The sequence below is a fragment of the Zavarzinia aquatilis genome (assembly GCF_003173035.1).
Classification (GTDB): domain Bacteria; phylum Pseudomonadota; class Alphaproteobacteria; order Zavarziniales; family Zavarziniaceae; genus Zavarzinia; species Zavarzinia aquatilis.
In genome coordinates this window covers 106,914-127,136 of the sequence record NZ_QGLE01000008.1, presented here as the reverse complement: position 1 = coordinate 127,136, position 20,223 = coordinate 106,914, and the positions used below count along the sequence as shown (strand labels likewise).

The 20,223-nt window shown below is 67.0% G+C and carries 18 protein-coding genes; 4 read left to right on the top strand and 14 right to left on the bottom strand.

Going from position 1 to position 20,223, the window contains the following annotated elements:
• Window position 1 precedes the first annotated feature (1 nt).
• The gene (locus DKG74_RS14375; protein ID WP_109906948.1) at window positions 2–238 is read right to left on the bottom strand and encodes a FliM/FliN family flagellar motor switch protein; all 237 of its coding nucleotides are present in this window, start codon (window positions 236–238) and stop codon (window positions 2–4) included.
• Between the two features lie 98 nt (window positions 239–336).
• Between DKG74_RS14375 and lipB the strand changes: the two genes are divergently transcribed.
• Window positions 337–1,014 (top strand): lipoyl(octanoyl) transferase LipB, encoded by a 678-nt coding sequence (gene lipB, locus DKG74_RS14370; RefSeq protein WP_207779370.1) that lies wholly within the window; start codon window positions 337–339, stop codon window positions 1,012–1,014.
• On the opposite strand, the gene DKG74_RS14365 is transcribed toward lipB, so the two are convergent.
• The 7 genes from DKG74_RS14365 to crcB all read right to left on the bottom strand — a co-directional run bounded on the left by DKG74_RS14365 (window position 1,015) and on the right by crcB (window position 8,044).
• Entirely contained in the window at window positions 1,015–1,722 is a 708-nt protein-coding gene (locus DKG74_RS14365) for a hypothetical protein (RefSeq protein WP_133251598.1), read from the bottom strand. It abuts the gene before it with no gap.
• Window positions 1,723–1,867: 145 nt separating this feature from the next.
• Window positions 1,868–2,143, bottom strand: coding sequence for an acylphosphatase (locus tag DKG74_RS14360; protein ID WP_109906866.1), 276 nt, complete (start codon window positions 2,141–2,143; stop codon window positions 1,868–1,870).
• 71 nt (window positions 2,144–2,214) lie between these two features.
• Window positions 2,215–4,218, bottom strand: coding sequence for an acetyl-CoA carboxylase biotin carboxylase subunit (locus tag DKG74_RS14355; RefSeq protein ID WP_109906865.1), 2,004 nt, complete (start codon window positions 4,216–4,218; stop codon window positions 2,215–2,217).
• A gap of 18 nt (window positions 4,219–4,236) precedes the next feature.
• Entirely contained in the window at window positions 4,237–5,769 is a 1,533-nt protein-coding gene (locus tag DKG74_RS14350; RefSeq protein WP_109906864.1) for an acyl-CoA carboxylase subunit beta, read from the bottom strand.
• 186 nt (window positions 5,770–5,955) lie between these two features.
• On the bottom strand, window positions 5,956–6,654 hold the full coding sequence (locus tag DKG74_RS14345) for an ATP12 family chaperone protein (protein WP_109906863.1): 699 nt from the start codon (window positions 6,652–6,654) through the stop codon (window positions 5,956–5,958).
• The gene (locus tag DKG74_RS14340; RefSeq protein ID WP_109906862.1) at window positions 6,651–7,664 is read right to left on the bottom strand and encodes an RluA family pseudouridine synthase; all 1,014 of its coding nucleotides are present in this window, start codon (window positions 7,662–7,664) and stop codon (window positions 6,651–6,653) included. Before DKG74_RS14340 ends, DKG74_RS14345 begins: the two co-directional genes overlap by 4 nt.
• Window positions 7,661–8,044: a fluoride efflux transporter CrcB gene (gene crcB, locus DKG74_RS14335; protein WP_109906861.1), complete on the bottom strand. Its 384-nt coding sequence runs from the start codon at window positions 8,042–8,044 to the stop codon at window positions 7,661–7,663. Before crcB ends, DKG74_RS14340 begins: the two co-directional genes overlap by 4 nt.
• A gap of 142 nt (window positions 8,045–8,186) precedes the next feature.
• Here crcB and DKG74_RS14330 point away from each other — a divergent pair, with 142 nt between their 5' ends.
• A complete protein-coding gene (locus tag DKG74_RS14330) occupies window positions 8,187–10,358 on the top strand; it encodes a methyl-accepting chemotaxis protein (RefSeq protein WP_133251597.1) in 2,172 nt (723 codons plus the stop codon).
• 121 nt (window positions 10,359–10,479) lie between these two features.
• Here DKG74_RS14330 and DKG74_RS14325 read toward each other — a convergent pair whose 3' ends face one another.
• Window positions 10,480–12,066, bottom strand: a complete 1,587-nt coding sequence (locus tag DKG74_RS14325; RefSeq protein ID WP_109906859.1) for a fatty acid--CoA ligase — start codon at window positions 12,064–12,066, stop codon at window positions 10,480–10,482.
• 165 nt (window positions 12,067–12,231) lie between these two features.
• Here DKG74_RS14325 and DKG74_RS14320 point away from each other — a divergent pair, with 165 nt between their 5' ends.
• Window positions 12,232–13,947, top strand: coding sequence for a glycoside hydrolase family 17 protein (locus DKG74_RS14320; RefSeq protein WP_133251596.1), 1,716 nt, complete (start codon window positions 12,232–12,234; stop codon window positions 13,945–13,947).
• Here DKG74_RS14320 and DKG74_RS14315 read toward each other — a convergent pair.
• Window positions 13,927–14,259, bottom strand: coding sequence for a DUF1491 family protein (locus DKG74_RS14315; protein WP_109906857.1), 333 nt, complete (start codon window positions 14,257–14,259; stop codon window positions 13,927–13,929). The two genes, DKG74_RS14320 and DKG74_RS14315, sit on opposite strands and share 21 nt — an antisense overlap.
• A gap of 143 nt (window positions 14,260–14,402) precedes the next feature.
• Window positions 14,403–15,005 carry an NAD(P)H:quinone oxidoreductase gene (gene wrbA / locus DKG74_RS14310; protein ID WP_109906856.1) on the bottom strand — a complete coding sequence of 201 codons (603 nt, stop codon included), beginning with the start codon at window positions 15,003–15,005 and terminating at the stop codon, window positions 14,403–14,405.
• A 116-nt stretch (window positions 15,006–15,121) separates the two neighbouring features.
• Between wrbA and DKG74_RS14305 the strand changes: the two genes are divergently transcribed.
• A complete protein-coding gene (locus DKG74_RS14305) occupies window positions 15,122–16,039 on the top strand; it encodes a LysR family transcriptional regulator (protein WP_109906855.1) in 918 nt (305 codons plus the stop codon).
• Window positions 16,040–16,043: 4 nt separating this feature from the next.
• On the opposite strand, the gene DKG74_RS14300 is transcribed toward DKG74_RS14305, so the two are convergent.
• From DKG74_RS14300 to DKG74_RS14290, 3 genes are read right to left on the bottom strand one after another with little or no spacing between them, the layout of a single operon-like run.
• A complete protein-coding gene (locus DKG74_RS14300; protein ID WP_109906854.1) occupies window positions 16,044–17,054 on the bottom strand; it encodes an NADP-dependent oxidoreductase in 1,011 nt (336 codons plus the stop codon).
• Window positions 17,051–18,769, bottom strand: coding sequence for an AMP-binding protein (locus DKG74_RS14295; RefSeq protein WP_109906853.1), 1,719 nt, complete (start codon window positions 18,767–18,769; stop codon window positions 17,051–17,053). Before DKG74_RS14295 ends, DKG74_RS14300 begins: the two co-directional genes overlap by 4 nt.
• A gap of 27 nt (window positions 18,770–18,796) precedes the next feature.
• Window positions 18,797–20,221 carry a WS/DGAT/MGAT family O-acyltransferase gene (locus DKG74_RS14290; protein ID WP_109906852.1) on the bottom strand — a complete coding sequence of 475 codons (1,425 nt, stop codon included), beginning with the start codon at window positions 20,219–20,221 and terminating at the stop codon, window positions 18,797–18,799.
• Window positions 20,222–20,223 lie beyond the last annotated feature (2 nt).

The window sequence follows — 20,223 nt, the reverse complement described above, 5'->3', positions numbered from 1 at the left end:
GTCAGCGGTTGTTGCCGAACAGGAGTTCGGTGACCGAGACGGCGATATGCTCGCCCGAAATCACGATCTCGCCCCGGGCGATCAGCTTGCCGTTGGCGAGGATCATCACCGGCTCGCTCTCGCGGCTGTCCAGTTCGATGACCGCGCCGCGGCCCATCTTCAGCAATTGATGAATGGGCATGGTCGATTGACCGAGCACCACCGATATGTCGATGTAGACTTCGCCGACTGCGGACACGCTGGCCTCCCGCTTGCTGGTCCCAGTTTCGCCCGGCAGGCTTAGCATCCGGTTAACAGGACCACGTTCAATTGCCCCAGTCCGCCACCGCCGCCCCTCTGGCCGAAACCGCCAGCGACGCCATCGAATGGGTCGTCGCGCCCGGGCAGACCGATTACCCGGCCGCCCTCGCCTTCATGGAAGAGCGGGTGGCCGCGATCCACGAAGGCCGCGCGCCCGAGCGGATCTGGCTCGTCGAGCACCCGCCGCTCTATACCGCCGGCACCAGCGCCGATCCGCTGGAGCTGCTCGCCCCCGACCGCTTCCCGGTCTATGACGCCGGACGCGGCGGGCGCTTCACCTATCATGGGCCGGGGCAGCGCGTGGTCTATGTCATGCTCGACCTGTCGCGCCGCGGCCGGGACCTGCGCGATTTTGTCTGCAAGCTCGAGAAATGGGTGATCGCCGCCCTCGCCCGCTTCAACGTGAAGGGCGAGATGCGCGACGGCCGGGTCGGCGTCTGGGTCACGCGGGGCGAGGCCCCCTTCACGCGGGAAGACAAGATCGCCGCCATCGGCGTTCGCGTGCGGCGCTGGGTGACCTTTCACGGCCTGTCGCTGAATGTCGAGCCGGACCTGTCGCATTTTACCGGCATCGTGCCCTGCGGCATCAGCGAGCATGGCGTGACCTCGCTGGTCGATCTCGGCCTGCCGGTCACGATGGACGATGTCGACGTCGCCCTGCGCGAGAGCTTCGAGGATGTCTTCGGCCTGCCGCTGGTGCAGCCGGCTGACTGATCACTGCGCCGTTACCGGCTGATCGGCAGTTGCCGGGGAGACCGGCGCGCCTTCGGTCGACGGCTCGGGCTCGCCCGGCTTCAGGATACGGTCGACGATCATGTGGCTGGCGGAAATCGCCCCGTTGCCGCCCTTGGTATCGGGCGCGATCAGGACGCGCAGCGGCTTGCCGGCGGCGCTGGCCGGCACGGGCACGACGAAACTGTAGCTTTCATAGGTCGCGGGGCCGGTGGGGAAACGCAGCCAGCCCGGGAAACTGCCGTCGACCGACAGGGCCATGCCGAATTCCGCCGACGGCTGCTTGCGGTCGGCCCGGGTCCACAGGGTGATGCGGGCAAGGCCGCCCGCCAGCTTGCGGGCGACCGCGGGCGGGATATCGACATAGGCGGCGCCTTCCGGCCCCTTGTCCGTCGACGGGGCCAAGGCGATCAGACGCACGGCCGAGCCCATCTCTTCACGCATCCGCTCGATGCCCGGGCCGCCATCGCTGCTTCGGATCGGGCGGCGGGCGTCGTTGCCGGGCTGCAGCGGAATGACCACCAGCCGTTCCACGCCTTCGTTGGACACTTCACCGGCGGGGCGCGACGGGGCGGGCGCCACGGCCGCATGGGCCTGGGCGATTCTCTCCGTCGTCAGGTCATAGCCGATCGCGCCGAGCACGGTGGCAAGGGCGAGGACTCCGACAGCCCAAGTGAGTAACCGGTACATAGAGGCTCCAAGGCGACTGCGCCATTAGTTGCAATCCGCCCCCCACAAGGTCAACCCACGCCATCGGTAGGGGTTCCCTGCATTCGGCGGGCAGCTCCACTTTGAGCCCGCCTTCGTTAACTTTTAGTGCAGCGCGCAAGCACCGTCAGGCGGTCGGGGCCTGAAAGAAGCCCTTGGCCGGAACCTCGTCGTCCACCACCTCGACGATATCGTCGACACGGGAGGCCGGCGGTCCCTGACGCAGCGCCGCCCGAAAGGCGTCGAGCGCGGCCGCGTCACCCCGCGCCACGGCCTCGACGCTGCCATCGAGCCGATTGCGCACCCAGCCGTCGAGGCCAAGGCGCGCCGCCGCATCGCGGGTGAAATGGCGAAAGCCGACGCCCTGCACCCGCCCGGTGACGCGAAGCCGAAGGGTCTTCATCCGACAAAGCCTCCTTTACAAAGCAAAAGGCCCCGGCGGTTGTCCGCCGGGGCCTGTCGCGAGAGCCGGGATCACTCGAACTCGAGGATCACCTGGTCGACCGAGAAACTGTCGCCCTTCTTGCCCTTGACCTTGGCCACCTTGCCATCGCGTTCCGCCTTGAGGACGTTTTCCATCTTCATGGCTTCGACGACCGCGAGGGTCTGGCCCGCCTTCACCTCTTCGCCTTCCTCGACATTGATCGAGACGATGAGGCCCGGCATCGGGCAGAGCAGGAACTTCGAGGTATCGGGCGGCAGCTTCACCGGCATCAGGGCGGCGAGTTCGGCCGCGCGCGGCGTGCGCACCACGGCGATGACTTCGGCGCCCGAATGGAACAGGCGGAAGCCTTCCCCCTTCTTCTCGACCTGGACGATGATCGGCTTGCCGTTCACCGTGCCGCGCAGGATCGAGGTGCCCGGGTTCCAGGTGCTGCGGATGGCCAGGACATGGCCATCGAAGGTCTTGACGTCATAGCCGCCTTCGACCGTCTCGACGCCGACGTGACGCTTCTCTTCACCGATCTGAACCACATACTGCGTCTGCAGTTTGCGGCCGTGATGCGGGATCTGGCCAGAAATCCTGACCTCGCGTTCCTGGGTCCGGCGATGCAGCACGACCGCCGCCGCCGTCAGATTGTCGAGCGCCGAGGCGCTGAGCGTGGCGCCGGTGAAACCGTCCGGGAATTCCTCGGCGATGAAGCCGGTGGTCAGACGGCCCGACCGGAAACGCTCGTGACCGAGCACCGCCGAGACGAAGCTGATGTTGTGGCTGATACCCCGGATGTAGAAGGCGTCGAGCGCCGCGCGCTGGGCGTCGATCGCTTCTTCGCGCGTGGCCGCGTGGGTGCACAGCTTGGCGATCATCGGATCGTAGAACATCGAGATTTCGGCGCCAGCGAAGACGCCGGTGTCGTTGCGGACGATGGCGCCATTGCCGTCCGGGCCTTCGGCCGGCGGCTGGTAATGGGTCAGGCGACCGATCGAGGGCAGGAAGCCGCGGGTCGGATCTTCCGCGTAGACGCGGGATTCGATGGCCCAGCCGTTGATGCCGACGTCCGACTGCTTGATCTTCAGCGTCTCGCCATAGGCGACGCGGATCATCTGCTCGACAAGGTCGATGCCGGTGATCAGCTCGGTGACCGGATGTTCCACCTGCAGACGGGTGTTCATCTCGAGGAAGTAGAAGTTACGGTCGCCGTCGACGATGAATTCCACCGTGCCGGCGCTGTCGTAACCGACTTCCCGGGCAAGGGCGACGGACTGTTCGCCCATGGCCTTGCGGGTCGCCTCGTCGAGGAAGGGGCTCGGGGCCTCCTCGATGACCTTCTGGTTGCGGCGCTGGATCGAGCATTCGCGCTCGTTCACATAGATGATGTTGCCGTGCTTGTCGCCCAGCACCTGAATCTCGATGTGACGGGGCGAGGTCACGAACTTCTCGATGAAGACGCGGTCGTCGGCGAAGGAGGAACGCGCCTCGTTGGTCGCCGACTGGAAGCCCTCGCGGGTTTCCGCCTCGTTCCAGGCGATGCGCATACCCTTGCCGCCACCGCCGGCCGAGGCCTTGATCATCACGGGATAGCCGATCTCGGAAGCGATCTTCACCGCCTCGTCGGTATCCTTGATGACGCCGAGATAGCCGGGGACGGTGTTGACCCCGGCGGCGCGGGCCAGCTTCTTCGACTCGATCTTGTCGCCCATGGCGCCGATGGCGCGGACGTTCGGGCCGATGAACTTGATGCCGTGCTGCTCGAGGGCGGCGCAGAAATCCGCCTTCTCGGACAGGAAGCCATAGCCGGGGTGAACCGCTTCGGCGCCGGTGTCGAGGCAGGCCTTAACGATCTTGTCGATGATCAGATAGGACTCGGCCGCGGGCGGGGCGCCCACATGCACGGCCTCGTCCGCCATCTCGACATGGAGCGCGTCGGCGTCGGCGTCGGAGTAGACGGCCACGGTCTTGATGCCCATCTTGCGGGCGGTCTTGATGACGCGGCAGGCGATCTCGCCGCGGTTCGCGATCAGGATCTTCTTGAACATTGTAAAACCACCAGCCGGTCAGAGCGGAATATTGTCGTGCTTCTTCGCGGGCACCTGGATCTCCTTGTTACGGAGCATCGCAAAGGCCCGGGCCACCCGGCGGCGCGTCGAGTGAGGCATGATCACCTCGTCGATGAAGCCGCGGTTGGCCGCCTTGAAGGGGCTGGCGAAATTGGCCGCGTATTCGGCGGTCCGCGCCGCGATCTTCTCGGCATCGCCGATCTCGGAACGGAAGATGATCTCCACCGCGCCCTTGGCGCCCATCACCGCGATTTCCGCGGTCGGCCAGGCATAGTTCACGTCGCCGCGCAGGTGCTTGGACGACATCACGTCATAGGCGCCGCCGTAAGCCTTGCGGGTGATCACGGTCACCTTCGGCACCGTCGCCTCGGCATAGGCGAAGAGCAGCTTCGCGCCGTGCTTGATGATGCCGCCGTATTCCTGCGCCGTGCCCGGCAGGAAGCCCGGGACGTCGACGAGGGTCAGGATCGGAATGTTGAAGGCGTCGCAGAAGCGCACGAAGCGGGCGGCCTTGCGGCTGCTGTCGATGTCGAGGCAGCCGGCGAGGACCATCGGCTGGTTGGCGATGATGCCGACCGTCGAGCCTTCGAGCCGGGCAAAGCCGGTAAGGATGTTCTTGGCGTAGGCCGGCTGGATCTCGAAGAAGTCGCCCTCGTCGACCATCTTCAGGATCAGCTCCTTCATGTCGTAGGGCTTGTTCGGATTGGCCGGGACCAGGGTGTCGAGGCTCATCTCGACCCGCTCCGGATCGTCGAAGCTCGGGCGGACCGGGGGCTTTTCCTTGTTCGACAGGGGCAGGAAGTCGAACAGGCGGCGGGTCTCGTAAAGCGCCTCGACGTCATTCTCGAAGGCGTTATCGGCGACCGAGGACTTGGACGTGTGGGTGACGGCGCCGCCCAGCTCTTCCTGCGTCACGATTTCCTGGGTCACGGTCTTCACGACGTCGGGACCGGTGACGAACATGTAGGAACTGTCCTTCACCATGAAGATGAAGTCGGTCATGGCCGGCGAATAGACCGCGCCACCGGCGCAGGGGCCCATGATGACCGAAATCTGCGGCACGACGCCCGAAGCGTCGACATTGCGCAGGAACACGTCGGCATAGCCGCCCAGCGAGGCGACGCCTTCCTGGATGCGGGCGCCGCCGGAATCGTTGAGGCCGATCACGGGCGCGCCGACCTTCAGCGCCATGTCCATGATCTTGCAGATCTTGCCGGCGTGGGACTCGGACAGCGAGCCGCCGAACACCGTGAAGTCCTGCGAGAAGACGAAGACCTGGCGGCCGTTGATCGTGCCCCAGCCGGTCACGACGCCGTCGCCGGCGACCTTCTGCTCCGCCATGCCGAAGTCGGCGCAGCGGTGCTCGACGAACATGTCGTATTCTTCGAAGGAATTGGCGTCGAGCAGCAGCTCGATACGTTCGCGCGCGGTCAGCTTGCCCTTGGCGTGCTGGGCGACGATCCGCTTCGGCCCCCCGCCGAGGCGGGCCTCTTCACGCTTTTTTTCCAGTTGGCGGAGAATATGGTGCATCAGTTCCCCCTAGAGCCGCGCCGCGAAAGGGCGGCCGCGGTGCGGCAGCAGGATGCCGCGGACGCGAAAGACTGGGGGGTCTCGTATCATCATTCGCCGACTTGTTCCAGCATGACGGAAGTCGGTACCCCCAAGGTCGACCAAATCTTGACGCGAGGCCAGAACCCCTCGCGATAGACCGACGGTTCAGGCCCGCGACAGGGTCAGAAACCGGTGAGCGTGGCCAAGATCGGCGTGCAATTGCACCGCCCGCGCCGCCGCTTCCGCGTCCTCGCCCCATTTCTCGATCTGGTGATCCTCGTCGATCCGGCTGGCGCGCCAGGCCTCGTCGAGCGGCAATTCCCCCTCCGCCACCGCGAGCGCCAGCACGAGGGAGCCGAGAATGCCGACCAGCGTGTGCAGCGCCGCCAGTTCCGCGTCGCTGCGCGCGGCGAGGACCATCGCCATGCGCCCCACCGTCTCCGGCGCCTGCGCGATCGGCATCAGCCCCGCCGTCACCTTCAGGTCGACATCGAAGCGTCGGCGCAGCCAGTCGATCCACGGATCCCAGGCCGCGCCCTGGCGGGCGGCCAGCTCGGGCGGCTCGTCGGCGCGATAGCTGACCAGATCGGTGCCGGCCCAATTGGCCATTTCCTCGATCACCTCGGCCCGCAGGTCGGGAACCCGGTCGACCGCCGTATTGGCGAAACGGGTCAGGGCCATGGTCTCGGGATTGAAATCCGCCGGCTGGGCGCTCCATTCCGCCGCCACCGCTTCGGCAAGGGCGAGACTGGCCATGATCAGCGGCCGCTTGGCCGGGGTGCGCATGGGCTTGCCGTCGAGGGCGACCGTGTAACCACCGCTGGCGACGGCCTGCGCCGCCGCCTGTTTCCAGAATCGCTTCATTCGTCCAGTTCCGCGAAAACGTCCCGGCCCTGCGAAGCCTCGAAGCCGAGCAGGCGGAAACTCTCGGCCATATGGGGCGGCAACGGCGCCTCGACTTTCAGGCGCCCGCCGGCCGGATGGGCGATGTCGATCGCCCTTGCGTGCAGATGCAATTTGCGCGAGATGCCGCCGGTCAGGAACGCCTCGGCCCCGCCGTATTTGCCGTCGCCGACGATGGGCGTGCCGAGGAAGGCGGCATGGGCACGCAACTGGTGCGTGCGCCCGGTCAGCGGCCGCATGGCGAGCCAGGACACTTTGCCCGCCGCCTGTTCCACGACGGCATAGAAAGTGACGGCGCGCTTCGACTCGTCGTCCTCGTCCTCGCGCTGGACCGTGCGCATTTTCTCGTGCCCCGCCGGCCCTTCCTTGGCGAGGGCAAGGTCGATCCGGCCGCGCGTCGGCTTCGGCATTCCCATCACCAGCGCCCAATAGGTCTTGGCCGCGTCGCGCGCCTTGAACGACTTGGCCAGGGCTGTCGCGGCCTGCCGGCTGCGGGCGAGCACGAGCACGCCCGAGGTATCCTTGTCCAACCGGTGGACGAGGCGCGGCCGCTCCGCCGCCTCGAACATCAGGGCATCGAGGGCGGCATCGAGATGGGCGTCGTCGAGACCGCTGCCGCCCTGAACCGCGAGGCCGGCCGGCTTGTTGATGACGAGGACATCGGCATCGCGGTGCAGGATCGCCTTCTTCAGGGTCTCGCCGATTTCGAGCGCCCGGGCGGACACCGGCTTCGGCGCGGCGGCGTCGGGCGCCGGCTTCGGCGCCTCGCCCAGCGGCGGCACCCGCACTTCATCGCCGACCAGCAGCCGGTCGGAGGCCTTCACCCGGCCGCCATTCACCCGCACCTGACCGGTGCGCAGCAGCTTTTCCAGCCGGCCGTGGCCGACATCCGGATAATGGCGCTTGAACCAGCGATCGACCCGCATGTCGGCATCGGCCAGTTCGACCTTGCGCATCACGACGGCATTCATAAGGCACCCCACGACCGCCCGACGGCGAGACCAGCGCCGAGCCCGGCGAGACCGAGCACCAGCGAACTTGAGACATAAAGAATGGCGATACCCGCCTCGCCCCGCGCCCACAGGGCATAGGCATCGAGCGAAAAGGCCGAAAAGGTGGTGAAACCGCCGAGCACGCCGGTCATCAGGAACAGACGCAGGCCATCGTCGCCCGGCCGGCCGGCCAGCATCGCGGCGAGCAGCCCCATGACCGCGCTGCCGATGAAATTGACCGCCAGCGTCCCCACCGGAAAACCCGGGCCGAACAGCGCCTGACCGAGGCGCACGACACCGAGCCGCGCCACCGAACCCAGCGCGCCGCCAAGGGCCACCATCAGGTAGGGACCGATCACCCGGAAAACCTCTCGCCACGGCATCGCCAATCTTTCGCGCACGCTAGCGATGGCGGCGGCTTCCGGCAACATGGTTACGCCCCGTTTACCTTTCTCCCCGCAGAATGCCCGGCAATCAACAAAAACAGGGGCCGGGGCAGCCATGTCCATCCAGCGCAGGATTACGTTCTTACTCGCCGCTTTCGGCCTGGTGCCGGCCTTGCTGCTGTTCTTCATCTATATGGCGAGCGAGGGCCAGTCGCGCGACGCGCTCTATGGCCGCTTCCACAATCTCGCCGACCAGATGGTCGATTCGATCGACCGCACCCTGGCCGAGCGTTACGGCGACGTTCAGGCCTTCGCCCTGAACACCGCCGCCTATGACGCCGACAACTGGGGCAATACCGATCTCGGCAATCCGCTGGTCGAGGCCCTGAACGGTTACGTCCGCTCTTACGGCGTCTACGACCTCATGCTGCTGGTCGACACAGAAGGCACCGTCATCTCGGTCAACACGAAGAATGCCGCGGGCGATGAACTCTCGACACAGGGTCTCGTCGGCCGCGACCTCTCGGGCGAAGGCTGGTTCAAGGCGGTTTCCGCCGGCCGCTATCTCGAAGGCCGCGACGGCCTGACCGGCAGTTTCGTCGAGGGACCGGGCATCGTGCCCCTGGTGGCCGAGGCGACGCGATCGCGCGGCTTTGTCCTGACCTTCGCCGCGCCGATCAAGCCGCCGGGCGGGCGCACCATCGGCTATTGGGTGAATTTCGCCAATCCGGGTTTCGTCTCCAGCAATCTGACCGAATATCACAAGCATCTGGCGGCCGACGGCCTCGGCTCGGCCGAACTCTTCATCCTCGACGCCGAGGGACGGATCGTCAGCGATATCGGCGGCGGCAAGGACGCGGTCCATGCCGAAGCCGGCAACGCCATCGTCCGCGACGATGTGATCACCGCCGCCCTCGGCGGCGAAAGCGGCGCCGTGCTGCTCGAACCCGCATCTGGCCCCGCGCTGCTCGCCGGCTATGCCCATTCCGAAGGCGCGGGGCGTTTCCCCGGGCTCGGCTGGTCGTCCGTGATCAGGGTGCAGGCGAATGAAGTCTTCGCCGCCGTGGACGACCTGCGCCTGCTGATGATCCTCGCCGTCGCCACCGCCGCGGCGGTCACCATTGGCGCCGGCTTCCTGACGGGGCGCAGCCTGTCATCCCCCCTGCGCGGGATGGAGCGGGCGATGGCCGGCCTTGCCGCCGGTGACCTCGAGGCCGAAGTCCCGTCGCTCGGCCGGCGCGACGAGATCGGCGCCATGGCCAAGGCGGTCGAGGTGTTCAAACGCGCCGCCCTCGACAACCGCCGGCTCCAGTCCGAGACGGAGGACATGCGCCAGGCCGCCGAAGCCGCGCGCGAGCACCAGCGCGAGACCGAAGCCCGGGCCGAGGCCGAGCGCCGCCAGCGCGAGGCTGACGCCGCCCGGACGGCCGAGGCCGAAAAGCGGCACCAGATGCAGCAACTGGCCGACAGTCTCGAAGCGACGGTGCGCGGCATCGTCGCCGCCCTTGCCGCGGCGGCGACCGAGTTGCAGCAAAGCGCCAGCGTGATGACCACGACCGCCGACGGCAGCAATCAGCAGGCGGACGTCGTCGCCATGGCCGCCGACCGCGCGACGGGCAACGTGCAAACTGTCGCCAGCGCGGCGGAGGAACTGGCGGTTTCCGTGCGCGAGATCGCCGACCGGGTCGCCCAGTCGGCCCAGACCGCCGCCCATGCGGTGCGCGAGGCCGAGGGCACCAACCGGACCATGCAGGGCCTTTCGGCGTCGGCAGGCGAGATCGGCGACGTGCTGAACCTGATCGCCGCCATCGCCAATCAGACCAACCTTCTCGCCCTCAACGCGACCATCGAGGCGGCGCGCGCGGGCGAAGCCGGCAAGGGCTTCGCCGTCGTCGCCTCGGAAGTGAAGAACCTCGCCACCCAGACCGCCAAGGCGACCGAGGACATCGGCAGCAAGATTCGCCTGATCCAGAACCAGACCGAACAGGCGGTGGGCGCCATCGGCTCGATCGGCCGCACCATCGCCTCGATCAACGACATCACCTCGAACATCGCGGGCGCGGTCGAACAGCAGGGCGCGGCGACGAGCGAGATCGCCCGTAACGTCGCCCATGCCGCCGACGACACCCGCCAGGTCTCGGACGCCATCGGCGAAGTGCGGACGGCGACGCTGGAAACCGGCCGCAGCGCGGGCGGCGTCCTGTCGGCGGCGGCCGATCTGTCGGGTCAGGCCAACCGGCTCGACGCCGAGGTCCAACGCTTCATCGCCCAGATCCGGGCAGCCTGAGGTCGGGGGGCCTTTGGCCCCCTGTTCCTTTACCCGGGGACCAAAGGGCCCCCTGTTCCTTTACCCGGGGGCCAAAAGGCCCCCCGTTCCGTTACCCGGGGGCCAAAAGGCCCCCTGTCGGTCAGTTCACCCGGCGGTCGCGCCCGGCCCAATAGGGGTCGCGGAGTTCCCGCTTCAGCAGTTTGCCCGAGGCGTTGCGCGGCAGGTGTTCGACGAAATCGACCGAGCGCGGCACCTTGTAGCCGGCGATGCGGGTGCGGGCGAAGGCGATGATTTCGTCGGCCGTCGCGCGGGAATCGGGCTTTGCCACCACGACCGCCTTTACCGCCTCGCCCCATTTGTCGTCCGGCACGCCGATCACCGCGACATCGGCGATATCGGGATGGCCGAACAGGGCACTTTCGATCTCGGCCGGGTAGATATTCTCCCCGCCCGAGACGATCATGTCCTTCACCCGGTCGTAGATGTAGACGTAACCGTCCTCGTCCAGATAGCCGGCGTCGCCGGTGCGCAGCCAGCCGTCAGCGTCGATCGTCTTTGCCGTGGCATCGTCGCGCTTCCAGTAACCGGCCATGACGGCGCGCGAGCGGGTGCAGATTTCACCCACCTGGCGCGGCGGCAGCGTGTTGCCCTCGGCGTCGATCACCTTCACCTCGACGCCGACCTGCGGCTTGCCCGCGCTGCGCATCCGCTCGTTGCCCGCCGGATCGTGATCTTCCGCCGGCAGATAGGTGCAGAGGCCCGTGGTCTCGGTCATGCCATAGACCTGCACGAAGCCGCATTTGAACACCGCCAGCGACTTGCGCAGCAGGTCGAGCGGAATGGGCGACGCGCCGTACAGAATGAACTTCAGCGACGAGAAATCGGTCGTCTGGCAGGCCGGATGCTGCAGCAGGAACATCAGCACCGCCGGGACATAGAAGACCTTGGCAATCCTGTGCTCCTCGATCTGGCGCAGCACCAGCGCGGGATCGAAATCGCGGGTGATCACCAGCTTGGCCCCGGCATAGATACCGAGGAAGGCCGAGCCGGTGCCGCCGATATGGAACAGCGGCATGGCGACCTGCGCCACATCGTCCGGGGTCCAGGTCGCCCAGTCCTCGGCCGCGGCTTCACGCAGCGGCACATTGCCGAGGAAATTCCAGTGGCTGAGCATCACCCCCTTGGGATTGCCGGTGGTCCCGGAGGTGTACATCTGCAGGACCGTGTCCTTCTCGCCCCCGTCCAGCTTCGGATCGGCGGCCGTGTCGAAGGGCGCGATCCAGTCGGCGAAGGATGGCCAGTCCCCATCCCCGGCGGGCCCCATGACGACGATCTTGCGCACGGTCTTGAACTCGCCGTGGAAATAGCGGACGGCGGGCACGAAGTCGGGGCCGACGAAGAGCACTTCGGCTTCGGCGTCGTCGAGGATGAAGGTGATTTCCGGCGCGGCGAGGCGCCAGTTCACCGGCACCAGCACGGCGCCCGCCTTGGCGGCGCCGAACAGCAGGGTGAAATAGTCGGCGGCATTCTTGTCGAGGACGGCGACGCGGCCCTGCGGCTTCACCCCTTCAGCGATCAGGGCGGCGGCGCAGGCGGTGCTGGCCCGGTCCAGTTCGCCATAGGCGATCTGCTTCTCGCCTTCGACGAGGGCGACCGAATCGGGCCGTTCGCGCGCATGGTGGCGCGCGACGTCGGCCAGTGTTTTCACTTCCGGATAATAAGCCATTCTTCTCTCCCCAACGCGCACGGCTCTCGCCGTGTCACTTTCTTGTTGGGCGCCAGTCTAGGGGCGTGTCCGTCCGGTCTCAAGTCGCGAAATCCGCGGTTTCGCCACGTTCCGCAGCGCGCGGCTTTGGTGTAAGCATGACGGCCGTCCGCGTGCGAGATCCCGATGCGCCCCTCTTCCTCCGTTCAGCCTCTTGTGGTCCTTGTTTCCGCCCTTGTCCTGACCGCCCTTGCCTGGTGGCTACCCAACCGGCCGGTCGCGCTGGACAATCCCTATGACGGGCAGATCGAGAGCGTGTCTTTCGCCCCCTTCCGCGGCAGCCAGAGTCCGCTGACCGGGAACTACCCGAGCAGCGTCGAAATCGCCGAGGCGCTCGACGCCCTGGTCGGCAAGGTGAAGGGCGTCCGGCTCTACACCGCGCAGGAAGGAATGCAGGAAGTGCCGGAGCTGGCGAAGGCGCGGGGCCTCAAGGTCTTCGCCGGGGCCTGGCTCGGGACCGTGATCCGCACCAACAAGCTGGAAATCGCCAGCCTGATCGACCTTGCCAACCGCTTCCCCGACACGATCGACCGGGTGATCGTCGGCAACGAGGTGTTGCTGCGCAAGGATCTGCCGGTCGAGACCCTGATCGAGCATATCCGGCAGGTGCGCGCGGCGATCAAGCAGCCGGTCACCTATGCCGATGTCTGGGAATTCTGGCTGAAGAATCCGCAGCTCGCCGACGAGGTCGATTTCATCACCATCCACATCCTGCCCTATTGGGAGGACAATCCCCTTCCCGTCGAGGCCGGCAACGCGCATGTCGACCATATCCTGGCCGAGGTGAAGGCGGCCTTTCCGAACAAGCCCGTGGTGATCGGCGAGATCGGCTGGCCGACCTATGGCCGCGACCGCGAGGCGGCGGTGGCGGGCCGGGTCGAACTGGCCCGCTTCATCACCAATTTCCTGCACAAGGCCGGGGCCGAGGGCATCCGCTACAATGTGATCGAAGCCTTCGACCAGCCGTGGAAAAGCGCGATGGAAGGCACGGTCGGCGCCAACTGGGGCCTGTTCGGCGATGACTGGCAGCCGAAGTTCGACCTCAAGGGGCCGGTGGTCGAGATGCCGCAATGGCCGGTCGGCCTGGCCGTCGCCGTCATCCTCATCATCGTCACCTGGGCGCGCCAGCGCACGCGCGCCAACCACATGAATTTCGGCCGCGCGCTCTTCGCCGGGGCCATCCTCGGCCTTGCCACCTATGCCGTCAGCCGCGCCGCGGTCGAGGCGTGGTATTTCGCCTATATGCCGGGGCCGCGCGCCTGGGCCGCCATCAAGCTGCTGATCGGCGGCGGCGTCGCCTTCTCGCTGGTCAGCGCCTCCTTCCGTATGCTCTCCGGCGATGCGCGGATCGCGGTCGGCGGCTGGACCGCGGCGGCGGGCGACATCATCCTCACCCTCGCCCTCGGCCTCGCCTTCGTGCTGTCCTTCCTTCTTGAAGTCAGCGTGACCGACGATGTCCTGATCCCCAACCTGCCGGCGGCGACCATTTCGCAGCTTTGGCCGCTGCTGCCGGTCGATGGGCGTTACCGCGATTTCCCGACGGTCTATCTCGGCATCGTCGCCCTTGTCCCCGTGCTGGTCGCGCTGATCGCCCAGATCACCGGGCGCGACCGCTTCCTCGACCGCCTGGCCTTCGGCCGGGTGTTCGGCTCGATCGGAAGGACCGAGAAGCCGGGCACCGGCTGGTTCACCGCCCTCGTCGGCCTTGGCTTCATCGCCCTCGCCGTCGGCCTGATGGTCTCGGAAGGCACGCTCAATCGCGAAGCCTGGGTCTGGTCCGCCTGCCTCGTCCTGATGAGCCTGCCGTTCGGCGCCGCCACCCTAAGGCGCTGGCTGGTATAGGCCCTTCGGGTCCTCGACCCCGACCACCCAGAGGTCCGGGTCGCGCCGCCGCGCCCGCTCGATCCGCTCGGCGAGGCTGGGCGGATCGAGCAGCGCGCCGCCATCGGCCGCGGTCCAGACCAGACGCCCCTCGCCATCGCGTGCCCGGTCGAACAGCCGGCTGCCCGCCGGATAGCGGTCGACCGCCAGCATGATGCCGCCCGCGTCGTCATCGCCCCTGTGCAGGATGGCGGCGGCGAAACCGGCGATTTCGGCCTGACGGATCAGGGCCTGAACGATGAGACGGGACTTCAGGCGGGGTTCGGTGCTCATGACGGCGATGAAACACCGGATCGCGCCCCCGAAACAAGAGACGGCCCCCTTCCCCGCGAAGGGGAAGAGGGCCGTCGGCCGGGTGTCCCCTTCGTGGGGGGCAGGAAAGGGGACTGCGGGGCCGGGGGAAAGCCCCTGCCCGGTCAGGCCTTCAGCTTGGCCGCGACGCTGGCGACATGCTTGCCCTGATGACGGGCGATCTTCAGCTCGTTCTCGCTCGGCTGGCGGCTGCCGTCACCACCGGCGATGGTCGAGGCGCCATAGGGCGAGCCGCCGCTGACCTCCGCGGTCTGGAACATCGCCGGCTCCGAGAAGGGCACGCCGACGACGATGAAGCCGTGGTGCAGCAAAGTGGTATGGAACGACAGGATGGTCGATTCCTGGCCCGCGTGCTGGGTCGCGCTCGAGGTGAAGACCGAGCCGACCTTGCCGATCAGCGCGCCCTTGGCCCACAGGCCGCCGGTCTGGTCGAGGAAGTTGCGCATCTGCGCCGTCATCATGCCGAAGCGGGTGGGCGTGCCGAAGATGATCGCGTCGTAATCGACCAGTTCGGCCGTCGTCGCGATCGGGGCGGCCTGATCCGGCTTCATGCCGAACTGCTTCATCAGCTCGGCGTCCATCAGCTCGGGCACGCGCTTCACGGTGACTTCGACACCCTCGACCGAGGCCGCGCCTTCGGCGATGGCGCCGGCCAGCGTCTCGATATGGCCGTAGGAGGAATGATAGAGCACGAGAACCTTGGTCATGACGGCTTGTCCTTCCAGAAATTCGATGACCGGAAGTTAGGCCTCGGGCCGGCCTTTGATAATCACGGGACTTCGCACATAATCGTTTCCGATTTGGAAACAGTGGTGGATGCGCCATGGATCGGCTGGCGGCGATGGCGGTGTTCCGCCGGGTGGTGGAACTGGGCTCCTTCGCGGGGGCGGCGCGCGACCTGAACCTGTCCAACGCCGCGACCAGCAAGCATGTCGCCGCGCTGGAAGCCCATCTTGGTGCCCAGCTGCTGCACCGGACCACGCGGCGCCTCGCCCTGACCGAGACGGGTCAGGCGGTTTACGAGCGCTGCGTCCGCGTGCTCGACGATGTCGGCGATCTCGAGGCCGCGGTCGGCCAGATGGAGGCGCAGCCGCGCGGGCGCCTGCGCGTCAATGCCCCCATGTCCTTCGGCCTGTCGGACCTCGGGCCCGTGCTGCCCCGCTTCCTCGACCGTTATCCCGAAATCACCGTCGACCTCGTGATGAACGACCGGGTGGTCGATCTGGTCGAGGAAGGTTTCGATGTCGGCGTCCGCATCCGCAGCGAACTGGGCGATACCAGCATGATCGGCCGGCGCATCGGCGGCGTGCTGCCCGTCGTCTGCGCCTCGCCCGATTACCTCGCCCGGCGCGGCACGCCCCAGGTGCCGGAAGACCTGATGCATCACGACTGCCTGCAATATTCCCTGTCCGCGACGGGCGACGAATGGATTTTCCGCAACGACAGCGGGGAGGAGAGACGAGTCCGCCCCAAGGGCCGGCTGACCGCCAACAATGGCGACGTGCTGCGTTCCTCGGCCGTGGGCGGCCTCGGCATCTGGCGGACGCCGGATTTTCTCGCCGAACTCGATGTCGCGGCCGGAAGGCTGGTGCCCATCGACCTCGGCGGCTTTCGCCTGGCCGGCCATTCGATCTATGTGATCTATCCGCCCGGCCGCCACCTCAGCCCCAAGGTGCGCGCCTTCGTCGATTTTCTGGTCGAGACAGTGGGCGCCCGTTGCCGCTCGCGCGGGGCGCCCTGACCGCTCAATCGGCGAGTTTCAGCACCAGCTTGCCGAAATTCTCGCCCTTGAAGAGTTTCAGCAGGGTCGCCGGGAAATTCTCCAGGCCGACGGCCACGTCTTCCTTGGCCTTCACCTTGCCCTCGGCGATCCAGACCGCGATGTCGCGCGCGGCTTCCGCATAGCGGGCGGCGTAATCGAAGACGACGAAACCCTGCATCCGCGCCCGATTGACCAGCAGCGACATGTAATTGGCCGGGCCCTTCACGCCCTCGGTCGAATTATACTGCGAGATCGCGCCGCAGATGGCGATGCGCGCCCCCCGGGCGAGCTGCGCCAGCACGGTATCGAGAATGTCGCCGCCGACATTGTCGAAATAGACATCGACACCCTTGGGCGCGAGGGCGCGCAGGCTCTTCCGCACATCCTCCGCCTTGTAGTCGATGGCACCGTCGAAGCCGAGGTCTTCGACGACATAGCGGCATTTGTCGGCGCCGCCGGCAATGCCGATCACCCGGCAGCCCTTCAGCTTGGCGATCTGGCCGACGAGACCGCCGACCGCCCCGGCCGCCCCCGAAACCACCACGGTCTCGCCCGGCTTCGGCTGGCCGACGTCGAGCAGGCCGAAATAGGCCGTCATGCCCGGCATCCCGAGCACGCCGAGCCAGGTCGGCAAGGGCGCCAGCGAAGGCTCGATCCGCGTCGCCTCTTTCGCCGCCAGCACAGCGTAATCCTGCGCCCCCATCAGGCCGACCACATGGTCGCCGACGGCGATCGACGGGTCATTGGACGCGACCACCCGCCCGACGCCAAGCGCCCGCATGACCTCGCCGATGCCAACCGGCGGGACATAGGACTTCCCCTCGTTCATCCAGCCGCGCATGGCGGGGTCGAGCGAGAGATAGAGCACCCGGACCAGCACTTGCCCCGGGCCGGGCACCGGCGGCGCTTCGCTGGTGAAACTCCAGTCGGAAGTCTTGGGCAGGCCGACAGGACGGGCCGCCAGGCGCCATTGATGGTTGATCGCGTCGGTCATGGCTGGTGTTTCCTCGCTTCTTCTTCGACCAGTTCTTTCTTGGACAATTTGCCGACCGGGGTCTTCGGCAATTCCGCCCGGATTTCGAGGGCGGCGATCATCTCGTGCTTGCCGAGGCGGCCCTTCAGGAAGGCCTGCATCTCTTCGAGAGTGACGGGATCCGCCCCGCTCTTGAGCGTGATGAAGACCTTGGGCGCCTGACCGCGATAGGCGTCTGGAATGCCGATCGCCGTCGCCTCCGCGACCGAGGGGTGTTCATAGACCGCTTCCTCGATCACGCGGGGATAGACGTTGAAGCCGCCGCACAGGATCATGTCCTTGGTGCGGTCGACGATAAAGACGTAACCGTCCCCGTCCATCCAGGCGACATCGCCGGTGCGGAAGTAACCGTCCGCCGTGAAGGAGTCGACATTGGCCGACGGCTTCTTCCAGTACCCCTTCATGACATTGGGGCCGTATATGCACAGCTCGCCCCGCTCGCCCGGGCCGACCTCGCGCGCAGGGTCCGCGACGTCGATGAATTTCAGCCGGACATGGGGCACCGGCACCCCGCAGGAGCCCGCCTTGTGGACGCCGCGTGCCGGCGTGAAGGTGCCGGTCGCCGTGGTCTCGGTCATGCCCCAGCCTTCGGTCAGGTGGCAGCCGGTCAGACGCAGGAAACGCTCCGCCAGCTCGACCGGCAGGGGGGCGCCGCCGGTGCCGCAGAATTTCAGCGCGCGAAGATCGGCCTTGGCCATGCCCGGATGATTGAGCAGGCCAGCATACATGGTGGGCACGCCGGGGAAGAAGCTGATGCGCTGGTCGGTCAGGGTGCGCAGCGCCGCCTCCGCCTCGAATTTGGCGTGAAGCACGAGGCGGGCCGCGATGGTGATGCCCAGCAGCATGTTCACCGACAGGGCATAGATGTGAAACAGCGGCAGCACCGCGAGGATGCGCTCGCCGCCGATCTCGAACAGGGGCTCGTCGCCGGAACAAAGCTCGAGCAGCTGGGCCTGCGCCGCGGTCAGATTGGCGTGGGACAGCATGGCGCCCTTGGGCAGACCGGTGGTGCCGCCGGTATATTGCAGCACCGCGAGGGTCGCGCCCGGATCAGGGACCGTGAAAGGCTCCACCGCGCCATCATTGTCGATCAACGCGCGGAACGTCAGGTGATACGCATCATCCGCCGGAATGTCGGCGGTCTGGCCGGCCGCCTTCAGGAAAGCGGCGACCGTTTCCGGCTCGGGCGAGAAGTCGCCGATATTGCCGACGATCAACCGCTTCAGCCGCGAGGCACCGAGCAGCGCCGCCATCTGGGGATAGAGCACCTTGAGATCGAGGGTGACGAGGATGTCGGTCTCGCTGTCCTCGACCTTGTGTTCGAGCACCCGCGCGGCATCGAGCGGCGAGTAATTGACAACGGTGCCCCCCGCCGTCAGCACGCCGAAGAAGGCGATGATGTAATGCGGGCAATTCGGCAGATAAAGGCCGACATGCACCCCCGGCCCGACGCCGAGCGCGCGAAAGCCCTTGGCCGCGCGAAACACCAGGGCCTGCAACGCGCCATAGGTGATATCGGCGCCGTTGAATTCGATGGCGACATGATCGGGGAACCCTTGCGCGGTGCGGGTCAGGATATCCTGCACCGCGCCGCCGGGCAGCGGCGCGTCCCAGCGCACGCCCGGCGGATAGGATTTCCGGAAGTCGATGGCGCCCCCAGCCGTCTCGTTACTCATACCGTCTCTCCTTCCGGGCCTTTTGCGTCACGCCGCCGCGGCGGCGTGGCTCAGCCTCTCCATTGCGGCCCGCATCAGCTCGGCGAAATGGCCGATGTCGGGCACCGTGTCGTGATCGGCGGTCAGGCCGTAATCTATACTGTCGCAATAGCTCATCAGCGTGATGTTGAAGCCAACGCCGTGGAACGGGATGCTGACCGGGTGATTGGCCAGCACCCTCAGCCCCGCGAAATAAAGCGGCATGGGCGGTCCGGGGACGTTGGAGATCACCACGTTGAAGGCCGGGGCGTGGAAGCTCTGGATGCCGAAATTCTCGTAGAGCCTCGCCGCCCGCGCCATCAGGGCCGGGGACGGCACCTTGGCCCAGTCGCCCATCAGGCTGGCCGGCAGGGCGCGCATCTTTTCCTTGGCCGCCGCCATGTCGCCGCTGATCTTTTGCAGGCGCGCGACCGGATCGGCCTCGTCGGTATGAAGCGCCGTGCGCAGGAAGGTGACGTGATTGCCACCCGCGCCCTTCTGGTCCTCGGGCCGTGTCGACATGGGCACGCCCGCGACCAAGGAATGGCGCGGCAATTCGCTCCGCTCCTCGAGATAGGCGCGCAGGGCATCGGCGCAGACCGCCAGCACGACATCGTTCAGCGTAACGCCGAACGCCTTGCGGATGGCCTTGATGGTCGCCAGCGGAAAGCCGCCATGGGCATAGGACCGGCGCGCCGTGATCTGGCGGTTGAAGCGGGTGCGCGGGGCAAGGCCGATCACGCTGCGGGTGGATTCGCCCTGCAGGATCAGCTTGCCGCGCTCGATCGCCTCGCGCCCCAGGCTGGCCAGCACCGGCATGGTCGACTTGATCAGGCGGAAGGAATCGCCCGGCCGCCGCGACAGTGACTTCGCCGTGGTGAACAGGCGCCGGGTCAGCGAGGGGATATCGTCCGGCCGCCACGGCTTGTCCGGCGCCGGCAGGACTGCCGGCTCCGGGCTGAGGTCGAGCAGCGTCGTGAGGATTTCCGCGCCCGAAACGCCGTCGATGGCGGCATGGTGCATCTTGGTGATGACGGCGATGCGCCCGCCTTCCAGCCCCTCGACCACATGCAATTCCCAGAGCGGCAGGTTGCGGTCGAGCCGTGTTGCCGCCAGTTCGCAGACGAGGGCATCGAGTTCGGCCTGACCGCCGGGGCTCGGCAGGGCGCGGCGGCGGATGTGGTGGACGAGGTCGAAATCCGGATCCTCGATCCAATAGGGATGGTCGATGTCGAGCGGCGTCATCAACAGCCGTCGCCGCATCGGCGGAACATGATCGAGCCGGCTTTCCACCAGATCGAAGATCGCCCGGAAGCTCTGTTCCGGCGTCTGGCCCGGCGGCGGCTGCAACAGGACGAGACCGCCGACATGCATCGGGCAGGTATTGGTCTCGATGTTCAGGAAGGTGGTGTCGATCCCCGAGAGCTGCTGCATGG

Coding starts and splice junctions, on each gene's coding strand:
- DKG74_RS14365 (WP_133251598.1), bottom strand. CDS start 1,722: ATGTACCGGTTACTCACTTGGGCTGTCGGAGTCCTCGCCCTTGCCACC.
- DKG74_RS14360 (WP_109906866.1), bottom strand. CDS start 2,143: ATGAAGACCCTTCGGCTTCGCGTCACCGGGCGGGTGCAGGGCGTCGGC.
- DKG74_RS14355 (WP_109906865.1), bottom strand. CDS start 4,218: ATGTTCAAGAAGATCCTGATCGCGAACCGCGGCGAGATCGCCTGCCGC.
- DKG74_RS14350 (WP_109906864.1), bottom strand. CDS start 5,769: ATGCACCATATTCTCCGCCAACTGGAAAAAAAGCGTGAAGAGGCCCGC.
- DKG74_RS14345 (WP_109906863.1), bottom strand. CDS start 6,654: ATGAAGCGATTCTGGAAACAGGCGGCGGCGCAGGCCGTCGCCAGCGGT.
- DKG74_RS14340 (WP_109906862.1), bottom strand. CDS start 7,664: ATGAATGCCGTCGTGATGCGCAAGGTCGAACTGGCCGATGCCGACATG.
- DKG74_RS14330 (WP_133251597.1), top strand. CDS start 8,187: ATGTCCATCCAGCGCAGGATTACGTTCTTACTCGCCGCTTTCGGCCTG.
- DKG74_RS14325 (WP_109906859.1), bottom strand. CDS start 12,066: ATGGCTTATTATCCGGAAGTGAAAACACTGGCCGACGTCGCGCGCCAC.
- DKG74_RS14320 (WP_133251596.1), top strand. CDS start 12,232: ATGCGCCCCTCTTCCTCCGTTCAGCCTCTTGTGGTCCTTGTTTCCGCC.
- DKG74_RS14315 (WP_109906857.1), bottom strand. CDS start 14,259: ATGAGCACCGAACCCCGCCTGAAGTCCCGTCTCATCGTTCAGGCCCTG.
- wrbA (WP_109906856.1), bottom strand. CDS start 15,005: ATGACCAAGGTTCTCGTGCTCTATCATTCCTCCTACGGCCATATCGAG.
- DKG74_RS14305 (WP_109906855.1), top strand. CDS start 15,122: ATGGATCGGCTGGCGGCGATGGCGGTGTTCCGCCGGGTGGTGGAACTG.
- DKG74_RS14300 (WP_109906854.1), bottom strand. CDS start 17,054: ATGACCGACGCGATCAACCATCAATGGCGCCTGGCGGCCCGTCCTGTC.
- DKG74_RS14295 (WP_109906853.1), bottom strand. CDS start 18,769: ATGAGTAACGAGACGGCTGGGGGCGCCATCGACTTCCGGAAATCCTAT.
- DKG74_RS14290 (WP_109906852.1), bottom strand. CDS start 20,221: ATGCAGCAGCTCTCGGGGATCGACACCACCTTCCTGAACATCGAGACC.